This is a genomic window from Pseudomonas sp. Marseille-Q7302 (assembly GCF_965111925.1).
On sequence record NZ_CBCOPK010000001.1, the window covers coordinates 1,637,177 to 1,655,989 of the forward strand.

At 64.2% G+C, this 18,813-nt stretch carries 19 protein-coding genes; 7 read left to right on the forward strand and 12 right to left on the reverse strand.

Annotated features, from left to right (window positions below):
* Window position 1 precedes the first annotated feature (1 nt).
* Window positions 2–1,036, forward strand: coding sequence for an acyltransferase family protein (locus ACWPW1_RS07495; RefSeq protein WP_313648830.1), 1,035 nt, complete (start codon window positions 2–4; stop codon window positions 1,034–1,036).
* On the opposite strand, the gene ACWPW1_RS07500 is transcribed toward ACWPW1_RS07495, so the two are convergent.
* Entirely contained in the window at window positions 1,030–2,088 is a 1,059-nt protein-coding gene (locus ACWPW1_RS07500; RefSeq protein WP_454252686.1) for an oxidoreductase, read from the reverse strand. The genes ACWPW1_RS07495 and ACWPW1_RS07500 overlap by 7 nt on opposite strands.
* A gap of 82 nt (window positions 2,089–2,170) precedes the next feature.
* Window positions 2,171–2,608: an HPF/RaiA family ribosome-associated protein gene (locus ACWPW1_RS07505; RefSeq protein WP_017638924.1), complete on the reverse strand. Its 438-nt coding sequence runs from the start codon at window positions 2,606–2,608 to the stop codon at window positions 2,171–2,173.
* A gap of 223 nt (window positions 2,609–2,831) precedes the next feature.
* Here ACWPW1_RS07505 and ACWPW1_RS07510 point away from each other — a divergent pair, with 223 nt between their 5' ends.
* On the forward strand, window positions 2,832–3,896 hold the full coding sequence (locus ACWPW1_RS07510; RefSeq protein WP_454252687.1) for a diguanylate cyclase: 1,065 nt from the start codon (window positions 2,832–2,834) through the stop codon (window positions 3,894–3,896).
* Window positions 3,893–4,363 (forward strand): Cys-tRNA(Pro) deacylase, encoded by a 471-nt coding sequence (gene ybaK / locus ACWPW1_RS07515; protein ID WP_323148596.1) that lies wholly within the window; start codon window positions 3,893–3,895, stop codon window positions 4,361–4,363. The genes ACWPW1_RS07510 and ybaK overlap by 4 nt, the downstream gene beginning before the upstream one ends.
* Window positions 4,364–4,504: 141 nt before the next feature.
* On the opposite strand, the gene xylB is transcribed toward ybaK, so the two are convergent.
* From xylB to ACWPW1_RS07560, 9 genes are all read right to left on the reverse strand, one after another.
* A complete protein-coding gene (xylB, locus tag ACWPW1_RS07520) occupies window positions 4,505–6,001 on the reverse strand; it encodes a xylulokinase (protein ID WP_454252688.1) in 1,497 nt (498 codons plus the stop codon).
* A 22-nt stretch (window positions 6,002–6,023) separates the two neighbouring features.
* Window positions 6,024–7,499, reverse strand: a complete 1,476-nt coding sequence (locus ACWPW1_RS07525; protein WP_454252689.1) for a mannitol dehydrogenase family protein — start codon at window positions 7,497–7,499, stop codon at window positions 6,024–6,026.
* A gap of 64 nt (window positions 7,500–7,563) precedes the next feature.
* Window positions 7,564–8,661, reverse strand: a complete 1,098-nt coding sequence (locus tag ACWPW1_RS07530) for an ABC transporter ATP-binding protein (protein ID WP_271654310.1) — start codon at window positions 8,659–8,661, stop codon at window positions 7,564–7,566.
* A gap of 157 nt (window positions 8,662–8,818) precedes the next feature.
* Window positions 8,819–9,652 carry a carbohydrate ABC transporter permease gene (locus ACWPW1_RS07535; protein WP_059314172.1) on the reverse strand — a complete coding sequence of 278 codons (834 nt, stop codon included), beginning with the start codon at window positions 9,650–9,652 and terminating at the stop codon, window positions 8,819–8,821.
* A gap of 10 nt (window positions 9,653–9,662) precedes the next feature.
* Entirely contained in the window at window positions 9,663–10,595 is a 933-nt protein-coding gene (locus tag ACWPW1_RS07540) for a carbohydrate ABC transporter permease (RefSeq protein WP_271654311.1), read from the reverse strand.
* A 122-nt stretch (window positions 10,596–10,717) separates the two neighbouring features.
* The gene (locus ACWPW1_RS07545; protein ID WP_423815078.1) at window positions 10,718–11,989 is read right to left on the reverse strand and encodes an ABC transporter substrate-binding protein; all 1,272 of its coding nucleotides are present in this window, start codon (window positions 11,987–11,989) and stop codon (window positions 10,718–10,720) included.
* Between the two features lie 270 nt (window positions 11,990–12,259).
* A complete protein-coding gene (locus ACWPW1_RS07550; RefSeq protein ID WP_059314175.1) occupies window positions 12,260–12,574 on the reverse strand; it encodes a hypothetical protein in 315 nt (104 codons plus the stop codon).
* 142 nt (window positions 12,575–12,716) lie between these two features.
* Window positions 12,717–12,962: a hypothetical protein gene (locus ACWPW1_RS07555; protein ID WP_059314176.1), complete on the reverse strand. Its 246-nt coding sequence runs from the start codon at window positions 12,960–12,962 to the stop codon at window positions 12,717–12,719.
* Between the two features lie 152 nt (window positions 12,963–13,114).
* Window positions 13,115–13,555, reverse strand: coding sequence for a hypothetical protein (locus tag ACWPW1_RS07560; RefSeq protein ID WP_454252690.1), 441 nt, complete (start codon window positions 13,553–13,555; stop codon window positions 13,115–13,117).
* Between the two features lie 311 nt (window positions 13,556–13,866).
* Between ACWPW1_RS07560 and ACWPW1_RS07565 the strand changes: the two genes are divergently transcribed.
* Window positions 13,867–14,676: an inositol monophosphatase family protein gene (locus ACWPW1_RS07565; protein ID WP_454252691.1), complete on the forward strand. Its 810-nt coding sequence runs from the start codon at window positions 13,867–13,869 to the stop codon at window positions 14,674–14,676.
* Window positions 14,677–14,729: 53 nt separating this feature from the next.
* Here ACWPW1_RS07565 and ACWPW1_RS07570 read toward each other — a convergent pair whose 3' ends face one another.
* Window positions 14,730–15,296 carry a histidine phosphatase family protein gene (locus tag ACWPW1_RS07570; RefSeq protein WP_059314179.1) on the reverse strand — a complete coding sequence of 189 codons (567 nt, stop codon included), beginning with the start codon at window positions 15,294–15,296 and terminating at the stop codon, window positions 14,730–14,732.
* 257 nt (window positions 15,297–15,553) lie between these two features.
* Here ACWPW1_RS07570 and ACWPW1_RS07575 point away from each other — a divergent pair, with 257 nt between their 5' ends.
* The 3 genes from ACWPW1_RS07575 to ACWPW1_RS07585 are packed head-to-tail and all read left to right on the forward strand — an operon-like array spanning window position 15,554 to window position 18,640.
* Window positions 15,554–16,000, forward strand: coding sequence for a FecR family protein (locus ACWPW1_RS07575; RefSeq protein WP_454252692.1), 447 nt, complete (start codon window positions 15,554–15,556; stop codon window positions 15,998–16,000).
* Entirely contained in the window at window positions 15,997–16,626 is a 630-nt protein-coding gene (locus ACWPW1_RS07580) for an OmpA family protein (RefSeq protein ID WP_454252693.1), read from the forward strand. Before ACWPW1_RS07575 ends, ACWPW1_RS07580 begins: the two co-directional genes overlap by 4 nt.
* Before the next feature lie 10 nt (window positions 16,627–16,636).
* Complete coding sequence (locus ACWPW1_RS07585; RefSeq protein WP_454252694.1) at window positions 16,637–18,640, forward strand: CHASE2 domain-containing protein; 2,004 nt, start codon at window positions 16,637–16,639, stop codon at window positions 18,638–18,640.
* Window positions 18,641–18,813: the final 173 nt, after the last annotated feature.

Sequence of the window (18,813 nt, forward strand, 5' to 3'; positions counted from 1 at the left end):
AATGCTGGTTTCATTGCAGGCTCTCAGGGCCCTGGCTGCCTGGCTGGTGGTCTTTCATCACTTCATGCAGGTGTTCTTCGATTTCCACGCCGACAGTCTTGGCGGCCACCTGCTTTCCACGCGTGGGCAGGTCGGAGTCGACATCTTCTTCGTGCTCAGCGGCTTCGTGATCTACCTGTCCACCGCAGGACGACCGCTCAAGCGCAGCACCTTCCTCTGGCATCGCATCGCCCGCATCGTCCCGGCCTACTGGCTGTACACCGCGGTGACCGCGCTGATCCTCTACCTGGCCAGCGACGTGATGCCGATCTACGGGGTCGCCGCGCGTGAACTGCTGCTCTCGCTGTTCTTCATCCCAAGCGAGAATCCGGCCGGTTTCGGCCACTATCCGATCCTGCCGGTAGGCTGGACGCTCAATTTCGAGATGCTGTTCTATCTGCTCTTCGCGCTGTCCTTTGGCGTGGCCGAGCGCTGGCGCATCGGTGTGGTCAGCCTGCTGGTGATCCTGGTCAGCCTGGTGCTGGCCCGTGAGTCTTTCGTCAGCAGCTTCTATCGCAATCCGATCATCTTCGAATTCCTGCTCGGCGTGGGCCTGGCCGCGCTCTATCGGCGCGGTGCCTTGCAAGGGCCCAAGCCACTGGCGCTGCTGGCTGCACTGGCGGCTCTCACCTGCCTGGTGAGCTTCCCGGCCGACCACCCCTGGCGCCTGCTCACCTGGGGCGTGCCCAGCGCGGTGCTGGTTGGCGCCTGCGTGATCCTGGAGCCCTGGTTTGCCGGTTCACGCCTGTGCAAGGCGCTGGGGGATTGGTCCTATTCGGTCTACCTGGTACACGTCATCGTGCTCTGGCTGGGCGACTACTGGCTGCACCAGCAGTGGGGCTTCAACCCCTACCAGACCCTGGCGGTCTGCCTGCCGGTGATCCTGCTGCTGGCCTGGGCCAGCTATGAGTGGATCGAGCGTCGCCTGTCCCGCACCCTGCGCCAGCTGGGTGAGCGCCTGGCGGGACGGCGTCCACAATGGGTGGCCAGTCAGTAGGCGGTGCGTTCGGGTGCGGTCAGTTCGGGTTCCAGGGCCCGGCCTTCCGCCGCGGAGCGTTGCGCGGTCTCCAGCAAGGCCATGAGGGCGCAGGCCTGAGCGGGTGATACGGGATTGGCCGCACGCCCGGCAAGGGCCTCGACCAGCGCCAGGTAATAGCGCCGATGATCGCCGGCAGGCGTGGGCAGCGCCCGGCGCACGCCGTCGGCGCCGATCAGCCAACCTGGATCGGGATCCTGACCCCACTCGGGTCCACCCGGACGAACGCCTGCCTTGAGGGCATCTTCCTGGCGATCCGCGCCTGCCTTGATCCAGCTGCCGCCAGTGCCCTGGGCAAGGAAACGGGGTACACCACCGGCGGCCAGCATGCCGGCTCTCAGGGTCACCTGGCGGGCGCCGTAGTCCAGTTGCACCTGGAACCAGTCATCGGTAAGGGCGCCGGGTCGTTGCCGCACCAGATTCGCCTGCAGGCGCTGCGGCAGACCGAACAGGCAGAGTGCCTGATCCAGCAGGTGGGGGCCCAGGTCGAACCAGAGGCCACTCCCGGGCAGATCCGCCTCTCGCCAGCGGTTTCGCACCTCGGGACGAAAGCGTTCGATCCGGGACTCCAGGCTGGTCAACTCACCCAGAGCTCCACTGGCGAGTACCTCCTGCAATCCGAGGAAATCGCTGTCCCAGCGCCGATTCTGGAATACCGATAGCAACCGGCCGGCCTGGTCGGCTTCCTGAGACAGCTGCCGCGCTTCGGCGAGGGTGACGGTAAAGGGCTTGTCGACCACCACGTGCTTGCCCGCAGCCAGAGCGGCGCTGGCGAGAGGCGCATGGGTCTGATTGGGGGAGGCAATGACCACCAGGTCGATGGCCGGATCCTGCACGGCGGCCAGGTAATCCGCCGTCACCCGTACCTCGGGCAGGTCGGCGTGCACACGCTCGGCGTCCCGCGAGGCCACCAGTTCCAGCGCAAGGCCTGGGATCGAACGCAGCAGTGGGCCGTGGAAGGTCTGACCGACGAAACCATAGCCGATCAGGGCGACGCGAAGAGGAGAAGGCATGGAGCATCCTTTTTGCCGGGCTGAAAAAGACCGGGGCCGCTCGATGAGCGGCCCCGGTTGTATGCTGAAGCCAGAGGTTGCCTTACTTCAACTCGTGATCGTGAGCCAGTTGCTCCCGTTCAAGGAATTCGTCCTGCCGCAAGGAATCCTTGAACTCTTCGGAATCCTCCAGGGCAAGGGGGTCATTGAGTTCGCCGCCGGAAAGGCGCTTCTTCTCCAATTTGCCAGACAGGTGGGTGATGGCTCGCAGCAACTTGTCCGCTGCGCCATCCACTGCCAGGTCGAGGGACTCGGCCTTGTGGGTGACCGAGAGGGGTTGATGGCCCTTGATGCGCGCTTCCATTTGGCAGCGCTTGTCCTGGGCACCGGACTTGCCGGCGTTTTCGTCGTTGAGGTGCACCTCGACGCGGGTCAGGAGTTCGTCGAAACGATCCAGGCGATCTTCCACCACGGACGTCACCCAATTCTGCAAACCGGCGCTGCCTTCGATGTTGTGGTCACTGTTGACTTGAACTTGCATGCGGCTTCCTCTTTTTGACGGGCCTGACCATTGGATGAGGCCGGTCAGGCCGAGGTTCAAGGCTGTTCGTCTGGTGCTCGTGTCACCCGATGTTTCCTTCTGGCAGTGTCTAGGCGCGTCGTAGCTATCGGTAAACGACGTTCAGGTCGCGGGTCGCTGGCGTTTTGCCCTCATCCACTGATAATGCGCGACCTTTCATCGTCCGTCGCAGTGGGGATCGCCAATGCCAGATGCGCTCACGCGTGGCCACAGTTTCGCCCGGCGGCTTTGGCTGCCCCGGGCGGTTGGCCTGTTGCTCAGCCTGAGCTGCATCGTCTCGGTCCAGATCACCCAGCCGGTAACCGTCGGCCTGTGGATCCTGCTGCTGGCCAATGCGCTGCTGTGGTCGCCACTGGCCTATCTGCGCGCCGTCCGCGCTCGGGATCCCTATCGCGCCGAGTTGAGCAACCTGTTGCTGGATTGTGGCTCGGCGGGCTTCTGGGTGGCGAGCATGGGCTTTAACCTCCTGCCCAGCGTGACCCTGCTCGCCATGACCAGCCTCAACATGCTGGGCGCCGGTGGCCTGGTGTTCTGGCGCCGCGGCCTGCTCGCGCAGTTGGCCGGCATCCTCATCGGCCTGGTCGTGCTGCGCCACCCGGTCGCCATCCAGACCTCGACGGCGCAGATCTATGCCTGCCTGCCGATGATCATTGCCTATCCCTGGGCCCTGGGGCTGGTGAGCTTTCGCCTGGCGCAGCAGCTGTCGCGGCGCAAGCAGGAGCTGGAGCTGATCAGCAAGCAGGACGGCATGACCGGCCTGCACAACCGAACGCATTGGGATCAGCTGCTGCAGCGTGAATTCGCCCGCTGCAAGCGCAGTGGCGCCGATGCCAGTCTGGTGATGATCGACCTGGACAACTTCAAGCTGGTCAACGACCGCTTTGGCCATCAGGCGGGCGACGAGGTGCTCCGTCAGTTTTCCAGTCTGCTGGCGAGGACCATCCGCACCAGTGATCTCGCCGGTCGTTTCGGCGGCGATGAATTCGGTATCCTGTTGCCCGATACCTCGCCCGAGCGAGCCTTGGATCTGATTCGCCGCCTGCAGGAGCGTTTGCAGGAGATGCAGGCGGGTGGCCCCGGTGAGCGCCAGCACGTACGCGTCGGCATGAGCTGCGGCATCGCCGGCTTCGACCGGGCCTACGATGACGTGGCCCACTGGCTGCAGGCGGCCGACTTCGCCCTCTACCGGGCCAAGGCCCAGGGACGCGGACGGGCGGAGGTGGCCGACCCCCAAGGAGTGCTGGCATGACCCCGGCGATAGAACTGCTCAAGAAAAGCCAGGTGCCTCACGAGGTGCTGAGCTACCACCATGATCCCAAGGCCGCGTCCTATGGTCTGGAAGCCGTCGAGAAGCTCGGCCTGGCGGCGGCAACGGTATTCAAGACCCTGTTGGCCGTGAGCGAAAAGCACGAGCTGCTGGTGGCCATCGTGCCGGTTGCCGGTACCCTGGACCTCAAGGCCCTGGCCCAGGCCGCGGGGGTGAAGAAGCTGGAGATGGCCAAGCCTGATCAGGCCCAGCGCAGCACTGGCTACCTGGTGGGCGGGATCAGCCCGCTGGGGCAAAAGAAGCGGCTGCGTACCTTCATCGACGAGTCCGCGGCGGAACTGCTGAGCATCCATGTCAGCGCGGGGCGTCGAGGTCTGGAAGTGGCCCTGGCACCGGCGGACCTCGCTCGATTGCTGGATGCGCCTTTCGTACCGATCGGCAAGGCCTGAGACGTAGGTTGGTGCTGAGCGCAGCGAAGCCCAACGGGAAGCAGCGCATGGGAGTGTTGGGCTTCGCTGTGCTCAGCCCAACCTACGCCCTGAGTCTCGATGGGGTGAAAAATCGCCTGGCGTTTCTCACCCCTTCGTTCGTTAGGCTACCCCGTAGCTGTCACGCAACTGCTGCCGATAGCGCTGGTAGGCCGCTTCGTACTCGGCGACGCGGGCGGGATCCGGTTCGGCGCGGCTGGCCGGGTCCAGGTGCACGCAGCGCTCGGTAAGGCTGTCCAGCGACTCCGGGCGGCCCTGTTCCCGACTCCAGCACCATGCGGCCTGCAGGGCGCCGCCCAGGGCGGCGGCTTCGCCGTGGACCGGGCAGACCACCGGGGTGTTCATCAGATCGGCGATCAGTTGCCGCCACACCGGGCTCTTGGCACCCCCGCCGATGAGTCTCAGGGTGTCACCGGGCATGCCCAGGTCGCGCAGCAGATCGAAGCCATATCTCAGGGCGAAGCTGACACCCTCGACCACCGCCCGGCACAGGTTGGCGCGGGTCAGGTTGGTGGCGGTGAGGCCGTGCAGGCTGGCGGTCGCCGTCGGTAGCGCCGGTACCCGTTCGCCATTGAGGAAGGGCAGCATCAGCACCCCCTCGGCACCAATGGGGGATTCCGCCACCAAGCGGGTGAATTCGGCCAGATCCAGGCCGAGCAGTTCGCGGATCTGGCCGCTGGCATTGGTCAGGTTCATGGTGCAGATCAGCGGCAGCCAGCCGCCGTTGGACGAGCAGAAGCCCGCCACCGCCGGATGATCGCTGATACGCGGTTCGTCGGAGTAGCCATAGAGGGTGCCCGAGGTACCCAGGCTCAGGGTGATCTGGCCGGCACGGCTGTTGCCAGTGCCCAGCGCGCCCATCATGTTGTCGCCGCCGCCGCTGGAGACCAAGGCCTGGGGATTGATGCCCAGCTGGCTGGCGACCTCCGGCCGTAGGCGACCGACCGGCTGGTCGGCCTCGATCAGCTCCGGCAGGGCACGTTCCAGGCGACCGCTGGGGTCGATATGGCGCAGCAGTTCCAGGTCGTATTGGCGCGTTCGTACGTTGAAATAGCCGGTGCCCGAGGCATCGCCGTATTCCGCCACGGCGCGACCGGTCAGCCAGAAGTTCAGGTAATCGTGGGGCAGCAGCACCCGGGCGATCTGGTCGAACACCTCCGGGTGCTGTTCCTTGGTCCAGAGCAGCTTGGAGACGGTATAGCCCGGCGCGACGGCCAGGCCCAGGCGCTCGATGGACCCTTCCACGCCGCCGAGGTGTTCCAGCAGCCGCTCGTTTTCCGGGGTGGACTCGGTGTCGCACCAGAGTTTGGCCGGACGCAGCACCTTGCCGCTGTCGTCGAGCAGCACCAGACCATGCTGCTGGCCGGACACACCGACGCCAAGAATGTCCTGGCCATCGCTCCCGGCTTGAGCCAGGGCCACGCGGGTGGCGGCCACCAGTGCCCGGATCCAGTCCGCCGGATTCTGTTCGCGGCGGCCATTGGCGCCTTCGGTCAAAGGGTGAAGCGCACTGCCTTCGCCCAGTACTACTCCGCGCTCGACATCCAGGATCACCGCCTTGGTGCCCTGGGTGCCGCAGTCGATCCCGAGAAACTTCATGCCTGGCCGCTCCTTGTCGTTATTAGTCGCCGAGCAGGGTCTGCAGAGTGGCGCTGACCCCATGGGTCCGCAAGTTGTACAGCTGTCGTTCGAAGGCGGCAACGAAGGCGGCGGATTTCGGGATGTGCTTGCCGAAGATTTCCTCGGCGCCCAGCAGGCGTTCAGTGAGATTCTTCTGATCCTGCACCAGCTCCTCGCAGTAGTTGGCCCGTGGATCGGGGATGCGATAGGTCGCGCCGGTCTCGTCCACGCCGCGCAGATAGACCGCCCAGGCAGCTACCACCAACGCCGCGCGATCCATGGCCTGGTCGTCTTCGATCAGGCGATTGATGGTCGGCACGGTGAACTTGGGAAACTTCGAGGAACCATCGGAGCAGACCCGCTCCAGCTGGTCGGCGATGGCGCGGTTGGAGAAGCGCTCGATCAGGGTGTCCTTGTACTGGTCCAGGTCGATGCCGGGTACCGGCGCCAGCTGGGGCGTCACGTCCTCGTCCATGTAGGTGCGGATGTAGCGTACGAACAGCGGATCGGCCATGGTCTCGTGGACGAAGCGATAGCCCTTGAGGAAGCCCAGGTAGGTGAGGGCGAGGTGGCTGCCGTTGAGCAGCTTGATCTTCATCTCCTCGTAGGGGGTCACGTCGTCGGTGAACTGCACGCCGACGTCCTCCCAGGCCGGACGACCGGCGACGAAGCTGTCTTCCAGCACCCACTGCAGGAAGGGCTCGCAGACCACCGGCCAGGCGTCCTCGACGCCGTGCTCGGCCAGCAGGGCCTCGCGATGGGCGGCACTGGTCATGGGGGTGATGCGATCGACCATGGCATTGGGGAAGCTGACGTGCTCGGCGATCCAGCCGTGCAGGTCTTCGTCCACCAGGGCGGCGTAGGCCAGCAGGGCCTTGCGGGTGACCTGACCGTTGTGCGGAAGGTTGTCACAGGACATCACGGTGAAGGGGCCGGTGCCCTCGGCGCGGCGCTTGGCCAGGGCGGCCAGCAGGAAGCCGAAGACGCTGCGCGGATCACCGGGATGCTGCAGGTCGTGCTGGATCAGCGGCAGTTTGAAGTTGAATTCGCCGGTGCTGTCATCCATGCAGTAGCCGCCCTCGGTAATGGTGAGGGAGACGATGCGGGTACTGGGATGGGCCAGCTTGTCGATCAGCGTCTGGGTGCCGTCTTCGGCCAGCAGCATGCCGCTGATGGCGCCGACGACGCGGACCTCGGTGTCCGGCTCGTCGGCCAGCACCACCTGGGTGTAGAGATAGTCCTGGCCGGCCAGGGCGTCGCGCATGGCACGGTCTTCGGCGCGCAGCCCGACGCCGCAGATGCTCCAGTCCAGGTTGCGGCCCCAGTTGAGCAAGGCTTCGGTGTAGATGGCCTGGTGCGCCCGGTGGAAGCCACCGACACCGATATGGACGATGCCCTGGCGCAACTGGCAGGCGGCGTAGGCGGGCTTGGCGATGTGTGCGGGAAGCTGGTCGAGATTTTGGCGATTGAGTTTCATGAGAGGGATCCTGGCAGAAGGCGCCCCTGGTCATGGTCGGCCATGACCAGGAGAGAAGGGGAGATCAGGCGGCCTGGCGCAGCAGTGGCGCCACGGCGCGGCCCTGTTCGTCGAACAGGTGGCAGAACTCGACGTCCAGCGCCAGGCGCTGGCGTTCGCCATAGGCCACGGCGCAGTCGCCGGGTACCCGCACGGTCAGTGGCTCTTCGGCCTCGGTGACCATGTGGCAATAGGTGTCGCTGCCCAGCCGCTCGGCCACGTCGGTGATCACCGGCAACTGGCCGTCGGCGGCCAGCCGCAGGTGTTCCGGACGAATGCCCAGGGTCACCGGGCTGCCGACCGCGAGCCCAGCGCCCTGGCGTGGCAGTCGCATGCGCGGTCCCGCGGCCAGCGCCACCTCGACGCCCTGGGCATCGGTGGCCACCACCTGGCCCTTGAGAAAGGCCATCTTCGGCGTGCCGAGAAAGCCGGCGACGAAGAGATTGGCCGGATGGTGATAGAGCTCCAGCGGCGAGCCGACCTGCTCGACCCGCCCGCCATTGAGTACCACCACCTTGGTGGCGAGGGTCATGGCCTCCACCTGGTCGTGGGTCACGTAGATCATGGTGGCCTGCAGCTCCTGATGCAGCCGTGCCAGTTCCAGGCGCATCTGCACACGCAGGGCGGCGTCCAGGTTGGACAGGGGCTCGTCGAACAGGAAGATCTTCGGCTGGCGGACGATGGCGCGGCCGATGGCCACCCGCTGGCGCTGACCGCCGGAGAGCTGGCGCGGCTTGCGCTCCAGCAGGGGCGTCAGTTCGAGGATGCGCGCCGCGTCGCTGACCTTGCGCTCCACTTCCTGCTTGTCGACCTTGGCCAGGTCCAAGGCGAAGGAGAGGTTCTTGCGTACGCTCATGTGTGGATAGAGGGCATAGGTCTGGAACACCATCGCTAGGTCGCGCTTGGCCGGCGAGACCTCGGTGATGTCGCGCCCGTCCAGTTCCAGGGTGCCGCTGGTGACCTCTTCCAGCCCGGCGATGAGGCGCAGCAGGGTGGACTTGCCGCAACCCGAGGGCCCGACGAAGACCACGAATTCGCGGTCGTTGATGTCCAGGTCCACGCCCTTGATGATTTCCAGCGAGTCGAAGCCCTTGCGCAGGCTGCGGATTTTCAGATTGGCCATGACAGGAATCCTCTTGTTATTTGAGCCGTCGCTGCGCGTCGCGAGCGAAGGCGAGACAAGGAGGAAGGTCGCGAGAAAGCGCAGTTTACGCGGGTAAATGAGCATTTCGAGCGAGCTTCCGACGCCGGATCGGCAGGCGCAGTAGCGCAGCGACGGCTCATTTCACGGCGCCGAAGGACAGGCCGCGTACCAGTTGTTTCTGGCTGATCCAGCCGAAGATCAGGATGGGGGCGCAGGCCAGGGTCGAGACGGCGGACAGCTTGGCCCAGAACAGCCCCTGGGGACTGGAGTAGGAGGCGATCAGGGCGGTCAGCGGCGCGGCGTTGGACGAGGTCAGGTTGAGCGACCAGAAGGCCTCGTTCCAGCACAGGATAAGCGACAGCAGCATGGTGGAGGCGATGCCGCCCTTGCTGATCGGCAGCAGCACCCGGACGATTTCCTGGTAGGTGGTGGCGCCATCCAGGCGTGCCGCCTCGAGGATGTCCTTGGGGATGTCCTTGAAGTAGGTATAGACCATCCAGACCACGATCGGCAGGTTGATCAGGGTGTAGATGGCGATCAGCAACAGCCGGCTGTCGAGCAGCTCGAACTGCTTGGCCAACAGGTAGATGGGTACCAGTACCCCGACCGCCGGCAGCATCTTGGTAGAGAGCATCCACAGGAGCAGGCGCTGGGTGTTCTTGGTCTCGTGGAAAGCCATGGAATAGGCCGCCGGCAGCGCCAGCAACAGACTCAGCAGGGTGGCGCCAAAGGAGATCACCACCGAATTCAGCGCGAAGTGGAAGTAGTCGCTGCGTGCCTGGATGGTCAGGTAGTTCTCCAGCGTGGGCATGAAGAAGAACTGCGGCGGCGTGGCGAAGGCGTCGATCTCGGTCTTGAAGCTGGTCAGCACCATCCAGAAGATCGGGAAGAACAGCACCAGTGCCACCAGCCAGGCGAGCAGGCCCAGCAGCAGGCTCTGCAGGCGCCGGGATTGCTTGAGCGTCAGCATGTCGGGGTCCTCACTGTTGGGTCAGGTTCTTGCCAAGCATCCGCACCAGGATGATGGCGGCGATGTTGGCGATGAGCACGGCGATCAGGCCGCCGGCGGAAGCCAGGCCAACGTCGAACTGCAGCAGGGCCTGGTTGTAGATCAGGTAGGCCAGGTTGGTGGAGGCGAAGCCCGGGCCGCCGCTGGTGGTGGTGTAGATCTCGGCGAACACCGACAGCAGGAAGATCGTCTCGATCATCACCACCACGGCGATCGGCCGGGCCAGGTGCGGCAGGGTCAGGTGCCAGAAGATGGCGACCGGACCGGCACCGTCGAGGCGGGCCGCTTCCTTCTGTTCCTGGTCCAGCGACTGCATGGCGGTCATCAGGATGAGAATGGCGAAGGGCAGCCACTGCCAGGAGACGATCAGGATGATCGACAGCAGCGGATGAGTGGCCAGCCAGTCCACCGGGGTAGCCCCGAACAGCTTCCAGATCGCCGCGAGAATGCCGGAGACCGGATGGAAGATCAGGTTCTTCCAGATCAGGGCGCTGACCGTGGGCATGATGAAGAAGGGCGAGATCAGCAGGACCCGGACGATGCCGCGTCCGAAGAACTCGCTGGCCTCCAGCAGCGCCGAGATCAGCACGCCGAAGACCACGCTGATCAGCAGCACGCTGCCCACCAGCAGCAGGGTGTTGGTCATGCCGGGCCAGAAGCCGGCATCGGTGACGAAGTATTCGAAGTTCTCCAGTCCGACGAAGGCGTGCTCGCCCGGATAGAGCAGGTTGTAGCGGATCAGCGAGAACCAGATGGTCATGCCCAGGGGCACCAGCATCCACACCAGCAGCAGAGCCACCGAAGGACTGATCAGGAACCAGCCGGGACCGGCACGGCGGCGTTGACGACGTGCTGGAGCGGTGGGGGTATCGACGGCGGGCGTCTTGAGCGTGGAGGTCTGCATGGCGATGCTCCGCAAGGCAGGAGGCCGTGATGAATCCCTGGCGTCTCGCGACGCCAGCGACGGATCAGGCAGGAAAAGCCGCTAGGCCGAGGTCCGCTGAATGCGGACCCCGGTATCCAGCGCTACTTGGGATAACCGGCGCGCTTCATTTCCCGGGCGGTGGACTGCTGGGCCGCCTGCAGGGCCTGCTGCACCGGCATCTGCCCGGTCAGGGCTGCGGCGAACAGCTTGCCGACCGAGGTGCCGATGGCCTGGAACTCGGGAATGGTCACGTACTGGATGCCGACATAGGGCACCGGCTTGGCCGAGGGATGGGCCGGGTCGGCGTGCTGCAGCATGTCCAGGGAGACCTTGGCGAAAGGCGCCGCTGCCAGGTAGGCCTCGCTGTAGGTGGACTTGCGGGTACCCGGTGGCACGTTGGCGATGCCGTCCTTGTCCGCGACGAGCTTGCCGTAATCCTTGGAGGTGGCCCAGGTCACGAAGGTCTTGGCGGCGTCCTTGTGCTTGGAGGTGGCCGGGATACCCAGCGACCAGGCGTACAGCCAGGACGACCCCTTGTCGGTGACCTCGCGTGGCGAGGCGGCGAAGCCGACGCTGTCCGCTACCTTGCTCTGGCTCTTGTCCATGGTGAAGGAGCCGGCGACGCTGGCATCGACCCAGATGGCGCACTTGCCGCTGTTGAACAGCGCCAGGTTTTCGTTGAAGCCGTTACTGGACGCCCCGGGCGGGCCGTACTTCTTCATGTTGTCGACATAGTAGTTGGCGGCCGCGGTCCACTCCGGACCGGTGAATTCCGGCTGCCACTTTTCATCGAACCAGCGAGCGCCAAAGGCGTTGGCCATGGTGGTGATCAGGGCCATGTTCTCACCCCAGCCAGCCTTGCCTCTCAGGCAGAGGCCATACTGGTCCTTGTCCGGCTTGTTCAGCTTGCCGGCGAATTCGGCGATCTGGGTCCAGGTCGGCTGCTCGGGCATGGTAAGGCCGGCCTGCTGGAACAGATCCTTGCGGTAATAGGTGATGGAGCTTTCGGCGTAGAAGGGCAGGGCATAGAGGGTGCCCTTGACCGACAGGCCTTCGCGAACCGACGGGAAGAGGTCTTCCAGGTCGTAGTTGGCGGGCAGATCCTTCATCGGCTCCAACCAGTTCTGGGCGCCCCAGAGACCGGTTTCGTACATGCCGATGGTGAGCACATCGAATTGACCACCCTGGGTGGCGATATCGGTGGTCAGGCGCTGACGCAGGACGTTTTCTTCGAGGACGACCCAGTTGAGCTTGATGTCGGGATGCTGTTCTTCGAAGGTCTTCGACAGCCGCTGCATGCGGATCATGTCGCTGTTGTTGACGGTGGCGATGGTGACCGTCTCGGCGGCTTGAAGAGACAGCGAGAACGCCATGCCGGCAGAGAGGGTGACAGCGGACAATAAAAGCGCTTTTGGTGTTGTTTTCATCTTGCACTCCGCGTTCTGTGCCACTGCAGCAGACGCTGTTCTTGTTGTTGTAACCCACCACGCAGCCCGCTATGACGGCCCTTGCAGCGGAAGCCACGGATGGATTACAGCCCGTTGCCGCCCGGGAAACAAATGCTGGAAGACACCAAAAGCTGTACTTTTTTGCATGTCGATTCGAGGCGGTTCTTTGCTCCGTTCCGGACTTGCGCGGTCTAGCTAGAGGCTTTCCGCTCGCACCTTGGTGATGCCGTCCTCGCGATAGAGCTGCAAGGTTCCCGGGGTAGATTCGATCACCCGTTCGTTTTCGAGGAGAAAGGAGTAGACAGGGGTCGTACTACCTGGCGCGCGCAGGTTGCGGTATTCGTAGACCACCAGGTGATCCAGCTGGGCAACCCGTTGCGGCGAGCCGAAGCTTTGCTTGAGCTGGTCCTGGGTGTGACCACCGAATAGCGACGGATCTGGCGGCGGAGAGACGGGCGCAGAACTGCATGCCGTCAGCGCGGCGAACAAGAGAAAGGACAGGCGTTTCATGACGGCTCCGCATGCAGGTCAAAAGGGCAGACGAATGAGTTGCCCGTAGAACCAGACGGACCTGGAAAACGGCTATTCATTCCCTTGCTGGGAATAAAAAGCATACGAAATAGAAACCGTCCGTCGGGCTCAATCGAATGGCCTAGAACACCCAGCGTTGCTCTCGGACCAGCGGCTGGCGTTCGTTCAACCAACGTGCGCTGTCGGCAGGTTGCCGGCTATCTCGCGTCCGCGCCTGGGTACCAGCAGGCAGGGCAGTGGCTGGGACGGACGAGCTTTCGAGAGTGAGATCTGCCAGCTTGAGCGGCGGCATGGCGGGGAGGGAGGCAGCCCCAGCATTGAGGGCGGCAAAGGTAGCGATGAAGCTGGCCAGAATACGACGTCCCATTCCTTGGGTCTCCTGGTAGATCCGAAGCGTGAATCTACCATTCCAACGCCAATTTGGTTCCCCATTAGTTAGACGTTAATGCGCAACTGTGATCACGTTCGCCATCGGAGTCGCCAGTGGTTCACGTCACTGGCGGCGCGCTGGAGATCGCTTCAGGTCACGGGTACCGCTTCACTGTGTTTGGCGGCCAGGTAGCTGAATAGCGGCGGACAATCCGACACCAGACTGACCAGCGTCTGGCCAGCCGACGTTTCCTGACGCAGCAGGACCTTTTCACCCCGGGCGTTGAGATAGAGGGTGTATTCGGGCGTACTGGATTGAGCCATGAAACCTTCGCCCATCAGCGCACTACCCAGCGCCATGCGCTGGGGCATATCGCAGATACCTTGCCACTGGAACGCCCGGATACCGAGGTTTTCCAGGGTCTCGGCGAGCGTGCAGTGGATGACCAGAGGCGGGTGATCGAACAGCGGGAATTCGGTCGACAACAGTTCCAGATGTCGCTCTAGACCTTCGAAATGTTGCCTGGGGATCAGTCGCCGCAACTGTTGCAGCTGACCATTGCCGTGGAATGGCGAAGTGTGTGCGGTCATGGCGTCCTCCCGGTACATCGAGCGCTTGAATGTTCTGACGGCGGCCAGCGGATTTGGTGCGGTCCGCTTGCACATTTCGCCGTATCGATTGCCATTACCCGACAGCCTGCAACAGCGAGATGACATGCCAGTGACCATGGCTACTAGTCCTACCTTTGGCACTGTCCGCTGGCCTGCTGATATTGAGGCGGCGTCATCGCGCCTGGAACCGGTCATCCTGGCGCGAGACGGTGTGCGGAAGGCTCGATAGTATTCTTTTCCGCTGCCCGAGCTGGCACCCTGAGGCCCTTACCTTGCCACAGGAAAATCCCATGACCAGCATCGATCCCGCCATCGCCGAACGCTACCGCGCCGTTCAGGACATCGCCCGGGAAGCGGCCCAGGTCGGGCTCGAGTTCTATCGCCAGCGTGGTGCGCTGCAGGTGGATCACAAGGGCGATGACCTGCAGGATGTGGTCAGCATTGCCGACAAAACGCTGGAGGACCTCATCCGCCAGCGGCTGAGCGAGCGTTTCCCGGAGGATGGCCTGCTGGGTGAAGAGGGCGGCGCCACCGATCTGGCCGCGGCCTACCTCTGGGTCATCGACCCCATCGACGGCACCGCACCCTTTCTCAATGGGCTGCACAACTGGTGTGTGTCCATCGGCCTGATGCACCAGGGTGAACCGCTGCTCGGTGCCATCATGGACCCGAACCACGACGAACTCTTCCATGGCCTGCGCGGCCATGGTGCCTTCGTCAACGGCCAGCCGTTGCGCGTCCACTCGGCTACGGCGGTGCGTCAGGGGCTGACCGGCCTGGGTACGACGCACAGACGCGGCAAGGAGCATTTCCTGCCCTTCGTGACCGGGTTGCTGGCCGAAGGCGGGCAGTTCTTTCGCAATGGGTCCGGCGCGCTGATGACCGCCTATGTCGCGGCCGGTCGCCTGATTGGCTACTACGAAACCCTGATCCATGGCTGGGACTGCCTGGCGGGCCTGGTACTGATCCAGGAAGCCGGCGGCCGTCACAACGCCTTTCTGCGCAACGACGGTCTGGTCAATGGCAACCCGCTGCTGGTGGCCGCGCCCGGCGTCTATGACCAGCTCGCCGCGCTGGTGGGCCCGTCGCTGGATGGCTGAGCGAGGCCGTGTGTTTCCCATTCGCGCGCAGCCATGGCGCGGGTCACCCGGTGTCAGCGGTCTCCCTTGCGATAGAGGCTTGGCTTCCAGTAGTCCTTGAGCAGCAGATGCAGGGGGCCGCGCCAGCCGCGCTTGCGCAATTGCCAGGCGATCAGCACGTTCATGATGCCGTGCCCCAGCAGCAGTACCGAGCCGTGGCGTTCGGCCAGGTCGATCAGGCGGTCGGCCGCCTGGGCGGCCCGTACTGACGAGCGGCGGATGGATTCGGTGTGGGCGGCGAAGCCCAGGAACCAGGCCGACCTGAACAGCAGGCGCCAGGCCTTGACCGGGAGCCGCGGCGTATCCACTTCCAGATACGGCAGATGAGCTTCGGCGTAGACATCGTCGACCGGGCTTCCGGTTCGCCCCATCAGGTATTCAAGGGAGCGTACGCAGCGGCTCGAAGGGCTGCTGACCACGTAGCCCGCCGCTTGCGCCAGCCGCCGCGTCTCCTCGGGTTCCTGGCCTGCGGGTACCGGCGCCTTTTGGTAGCGCGCCACCCAGTCCTTCATGTCTCGCGGTGTGCAGTGGGCTTTGCTGGAAAGATCGGGTTTGCCGTGACGGACCAGAATGATGTGCATGAAGGATGACCTGGAAACGATGGTCACTAGACCGCTGCCGTGGTCGTTCGTCCCGCTACACCCTGAGCGATGAGTGATAGCCAAGTGCCACTTGCTCTGCTTGCGGTGCCGCCTGGCTTGTTTATCTGGTAGAAGGTGATTGAGTTCACGACTCTAGATTGCACTCCACTGCGTGCCTGGCGATTTGAACTGGCTCGCCAGCCTCTGATCGTGCCCAGCTACCACACTAGGTCAACTCATCCACGGACCGGGAAATGATGAAAAAAATAATATTTGCCTTGGGCCTGCTTGGCTTGCAGCTGCTGGGATCTCCTTGGGCCGCGGCCGATGACAGCCATGTGGCCCTGATCAAGAGTGTCGCGGGCAGCGTCAAGGTACTGCGCCAGGCGACCATTCTGGAGGCCCAGGCCGGTACCACGTTGCAGGTGGCCGATCGGCTGCAGACGGGTCCGGAGTCCACCGCAGCCATCGTCTTTCTCGACGGTACCCTGCTGACCCTGGGCAGCGGTGCGGACGTGCAGTTGCGTGACTATCTGTTCGAACCCAAGAGCAGCCGCTACGGCTTTTCGGTCTATTTGAACAAGGGCTCGGCGATCTACTCTTCCGGCAAGATCGGCAAGGTCTCGCCTGGCTTGGTGAAGATCGAAACGCCGTCCGCCACCATCGGCGTGCGGGGCACCCGTTTTCTGGTGCAGGCGCAATGAGGGGCGGCCGCGCTTGCCTGACCTCCGGTCGCGCGCTGTCGAGCCTGCTGCTGTGCGGCCTGTTGTTCCTGGCTGGCTGCGCCAGTCCACCCCAGACCCGTGTGGTACTGATGCCCGATGAGGACGGCCATGTCGGCGCCGTTTCGGTCACCAGTTCTGCCGGCCGGCAGGCCATCGACCAGGGCTTTGCCGAGGTCACCGTGGCCCGGCCCGGTCAAGCGCCTACCGCTTCCCAGCTAGTGGATCAGCCGACCTTCACGCAGCAGAATCAGCAGATCCTGGCGGCCCAGCCTTCGCCACCCAAGACCTTCGTGCTCAACTTCCTTTCCGACAGCATGGAGCTCACTCCCCAATCCAAGGCGCTCCTGCCTCAGGTGCTGGAGACTGCGCGCGAACGGCTGCCGACCGAAATCTCGGTATTCGGCCATGCGGATGGTTCGGGTGCACCGTCCTACAACCTCGATCTCTCGGCCCAGCGTGCGCGTAAAGTCGCCGGTCTGCTGCAACGGCTCGATCCCAAGCTGCGCGTCAATGTCGAGTTCTTTGGCGACACGGTTCCCCTGGTACCGGCGCGCGCCGGCAAATCCGAACCGCGCAACCGACGCGCCGAAATCCTGATTCTCTAGAGTCTGGCGCATGAAAGCTGTCACTACCGCGCTGCGGCGTCGAGCGCCCTGGATGTTCCTGGTCAGCCTGGGACTATCACTGGCCTTCGGTCTGGGCGCTTTGCTGCAACTGGCGCCGCTGCAGTACCTCGATCGTATCCTCTACGATCAGCTCAGCCGGTTTTCGGCCGACGAGGAAGACGCCAAGGCCGTCCAGGTAGTCAGCATCGATGAGGCCAGCCTCGCCGCGCTGGGGCAGTGGCCCTGGCCACGCTACCGGGTAGCGGAGTTGCTCTCCCGCATCGCCGAGGCGCAGCCGGCCGCCATCGCCGTTGATGTGCTGTTCAGCGAGCCGGATCGGACATCGCTCAAGGCGCTGCAGCGGAGCTTCAAGAACGACTTCGGCGTGGAACTGAATTTCTCCGGGGTTCCGCCGGAATTGCAGGACAACGACGGCTATCTCGGCTATGTCATGGGCCAGACGGGCGCCGTCGGTGCGCGCTTCTTCTTTCTCGGCCTGCCAACGCCTCACCTGAGCGGCTTGCGGCCGGGCGTTGGCTTCACGGGCGCGCTGGACGCGCTCAGGCTACCCGAGGCGAGTGGGGCCCTGAGCAGCGTCGCTCCAATCGCCGACCAGACGCGCTTCAGCGGCTTCATCAATAGCCAGCGGGACAGCGACGGTATCCTGCGGCGGGTGCCCCTGTTGCTGAGTCATCAGGGCATCGTGCATCCCAGTCTGGCGCTCGCGGCCAGCATGCGCGCCCTGGGGCTTACCCAGGGGGTGGTCGAAGACGGACTCGCCGGCCCGACGCTGCGCCTGGGCGATCACCGGCTGCCGCTCGACCGCGAGGGTCGGGCGCTCTTGCGTCTACATGCCGGTGCCCAGCACTATCCGGAGGTCTCGGCACTGGCCGTGCTGCAAGGGGCGGTGGCGCCCGCCATGCTCAAGGGCAAGGTGGTGTTCGTCGGCGTCACGGCTGCGGGTTTCAATGACCTGCATACCACGGCATTGGGCAAGATCTTTTCCGGCGTAAGGCTGCAGGCGGCCCTGGCCCAGGATCTGCTGGACGAAGCCCTGGTGCGGGTTCCGCAATTCGCCGGTGTGCTGCAGTTGCTGTTGTGTCTGGCGAGCGGCCTGCTGTTGTCCGTAGGCTTTTTCTTCAACCGCAGTCAGCGCCTGTTCCTGCTGCTGGCGGTGGCCTTGATCGTGGTTCCACAACTGCTCAGCGCCTGGTTGTTCGTGCGTCTCAGCATCTTCGTGCCCTTGGCGGCGCCCTTGCTGCTGGTGCTGGTGCTGTCAGGCCTGGCGCTGGTGACCCGCAGCATCCTGGCACGGCGTCATGAGGAGCGTTGGCGGCGGCAACTGGAACGTTCGCGTCAGATCACCATCGAGTCCATGGCGGCGGTGGCCGAGACCCGGGATCCTGAAACCGGGGCCCATATTAAGCGTACCCAGCACTATGTCCGCGCCATCGCCGAGCACATGCGGCGCACCGGTCAGGCACCAGAGCTGCTCACGCCGGATTACATCCAGCTGCTGTTCCTGTCCGCACCCCTGCACGACATCGGCAAGGTCGGCGTGCCGGATGCCATCCTGCTCAAGCCTGGTCGTTTGACGCCGGAAGAAATGCAGGTGATGCAGCGGCATGCCGAATTCGGGCGCCAGATCATCCTCAACACCGCGAGCCACCTGGAGGAGGACAACTTCCTCGCCTTGGCCGCCGAGATCGCCAGCACCCATCATGAGAAATGGGATGGCAGCGGCTATCCCAATGGACTGGCCGGCACCACCATCCCCTTGGCGGGGCGGATCATGGCGGTAGCGGATATCTACGACGCCCTGATCAGCCGCCGCTGCTACAAGGAGCCCTTCAGCCATGAGGAGTCGCTGCGGATGATGCGTGAGATGCGTGGCACCACCTTCGATCCCGAAGTGCTGGATGCCTTTCTGGCCATCGAACCGCAGATCCTGGCCATCGCCCAGCGCTTTCACGATGAAGGCGCCGGAGGTTCAAAGCGCCTGGTCTGGGGGTAGGGCGCGACAAGGAGGCATGGCCCTTGTCAGTCCGGAACGGGTGGTGGGATCCAACTGCACCGTGATAGCCCCGCCCGCCCTGTCGCGTCCTCCAATCTGGAGCAACGCGATCCTTCCAGATACCGGGCTCTGCTGACATTGGGCACCTGTTACACCTGACGAAACATTCTCTT

Coding starts and splice junctions, on each gene's coding strand:
- ACWPW1_RS07580 (WP_454252693.1), top strand. CDS start 15,997: ATGAGGGGCGGCCGCGCTTGCCTGACCTCCGGTCGCGCGCTGTCGAGC.
- ACWPW1_RS07510 (WP_454252687.1), top strand. CDS start 2,832: ATGCCAGATGCGCTCACGCGTGGCCACAGTTTCGCCCGGCGGCTTTGG.
- ACWPW1_RS07495 (WP_313648830.1), top strand. CDS start 2: ATGCTGGTTTCATTGCAGGCTCTCAGGGCCCTGGCTGCCTGGCTGGTG.
- ACWPW1_RS07505 (WP_017638924.1), bottom strand. CDS start 2,608: ATGCAAGTTCAAGTCAACAGTGACCACAACATCGAAGGCAGCGCCGGT.
- ACWPW1_RS07585 (WP_454252694.1), top strand. CDS start 16,637: ATGAAAGCTGTCACTACCGCGCTGCGGCGTCGAGCGCCCTGGATGTTC.
- ACWPW1_RS07540 (WP_271654311.1), bottom strand. CDS start 10,595: ATGCAGACCTCCACGCTCAAGACGCCCGCCGTCGATACCCCCACCGCT.
- ACWPW1_RS07550 (WP_059314175.1), bottom strand. CDS start 12,574: ATGAAACGCCTGTCCTTTCTCTTGTTCGCCGCGCTGACGGCATGCAGT.
- ACWPW1_RS07535 (WP_059314172.1), bottom strand. CDS start 9,652: ATGCTGACGCTCAAGCAATCCCGGCGCCTGCAGAGCCTGCTGCTGGGC.
- ACWPW1_RS07545 (WP_423815078.1), bottom strand. CDS start 11,989: ATGGCGTTCTCGCTGTCTCTTCAAGCCGCCGAGACGGTCACCATCGCC.
- ACWPW1_RS07560 (WP_454252690.1), bottom strand. CDS start 13,555: ATGACCGCACACACTTCGCCATTCCACGGCAATGGTCAGCTGCAACAG.
- ACWPW1_RS07565 (WP_454252691.1), top strand. CDS start 13,867: ATGACCAGCATCGATCCCGCCATCGCCGAACGCTACCGCGCCGTTCAG.
- ACWPW1_RS07530 (WP_271654310.1), bottom strand. CDS start 8,661: ATGGCCAATCTGAAAATCCGCAGCCTGCGCAAGGGCTTCGACTCGCTG.
- ACWPW1_RS07525 (WP_454252689.1), bottom strand. CDS start 7,499: ATGAAACTCAATCGCCAAAATCTCGACCAGCTTCCCGCACACATCGCC.
- ACWPW1_RS07575 (WP_454252692.1), top strand. CDS start 15,554: ATGAAAAAAATAATATTTGCCTTGGGCCTGCTTGGCTTGCAGCTGCTG.
- xylB (WP_454252688.1), bottom strand. CDS start 6,001: ATGAAGTTTCTCGGGATCGACTGCGGCACCCAGGGCACCAAGGCGGTG.
- ACWPW1_RS07570 (WP_059314179.1), bottom strand. CDS start 15,296: ATGCACATCATTCTGGTCCGTCACGGCAAACCCGATCTTTCCAGCAAA.
- ACWPW1_RS07500 (WP_454252686.1), bottom strand. CDS start 2,088: ATGCCTTCTCCTCTTCGCGTCGCCCTGATCGGCTATGGTTTCGTCGGT.
- ybaK (WP_323148596.1), top strand. CDS start 3,893: ATGACCCCGGCGATAGAACTGCTCAAGAAAAGCCAGGTGCCTCACGAG.
- ACWPW1_RS07555 (WP_059314176.1), bottom strand. CDS start 12,962: ATGGGACGTCGTATTCTGGCCAGCTTCATCGCTACCTTTGCCGCCCTC.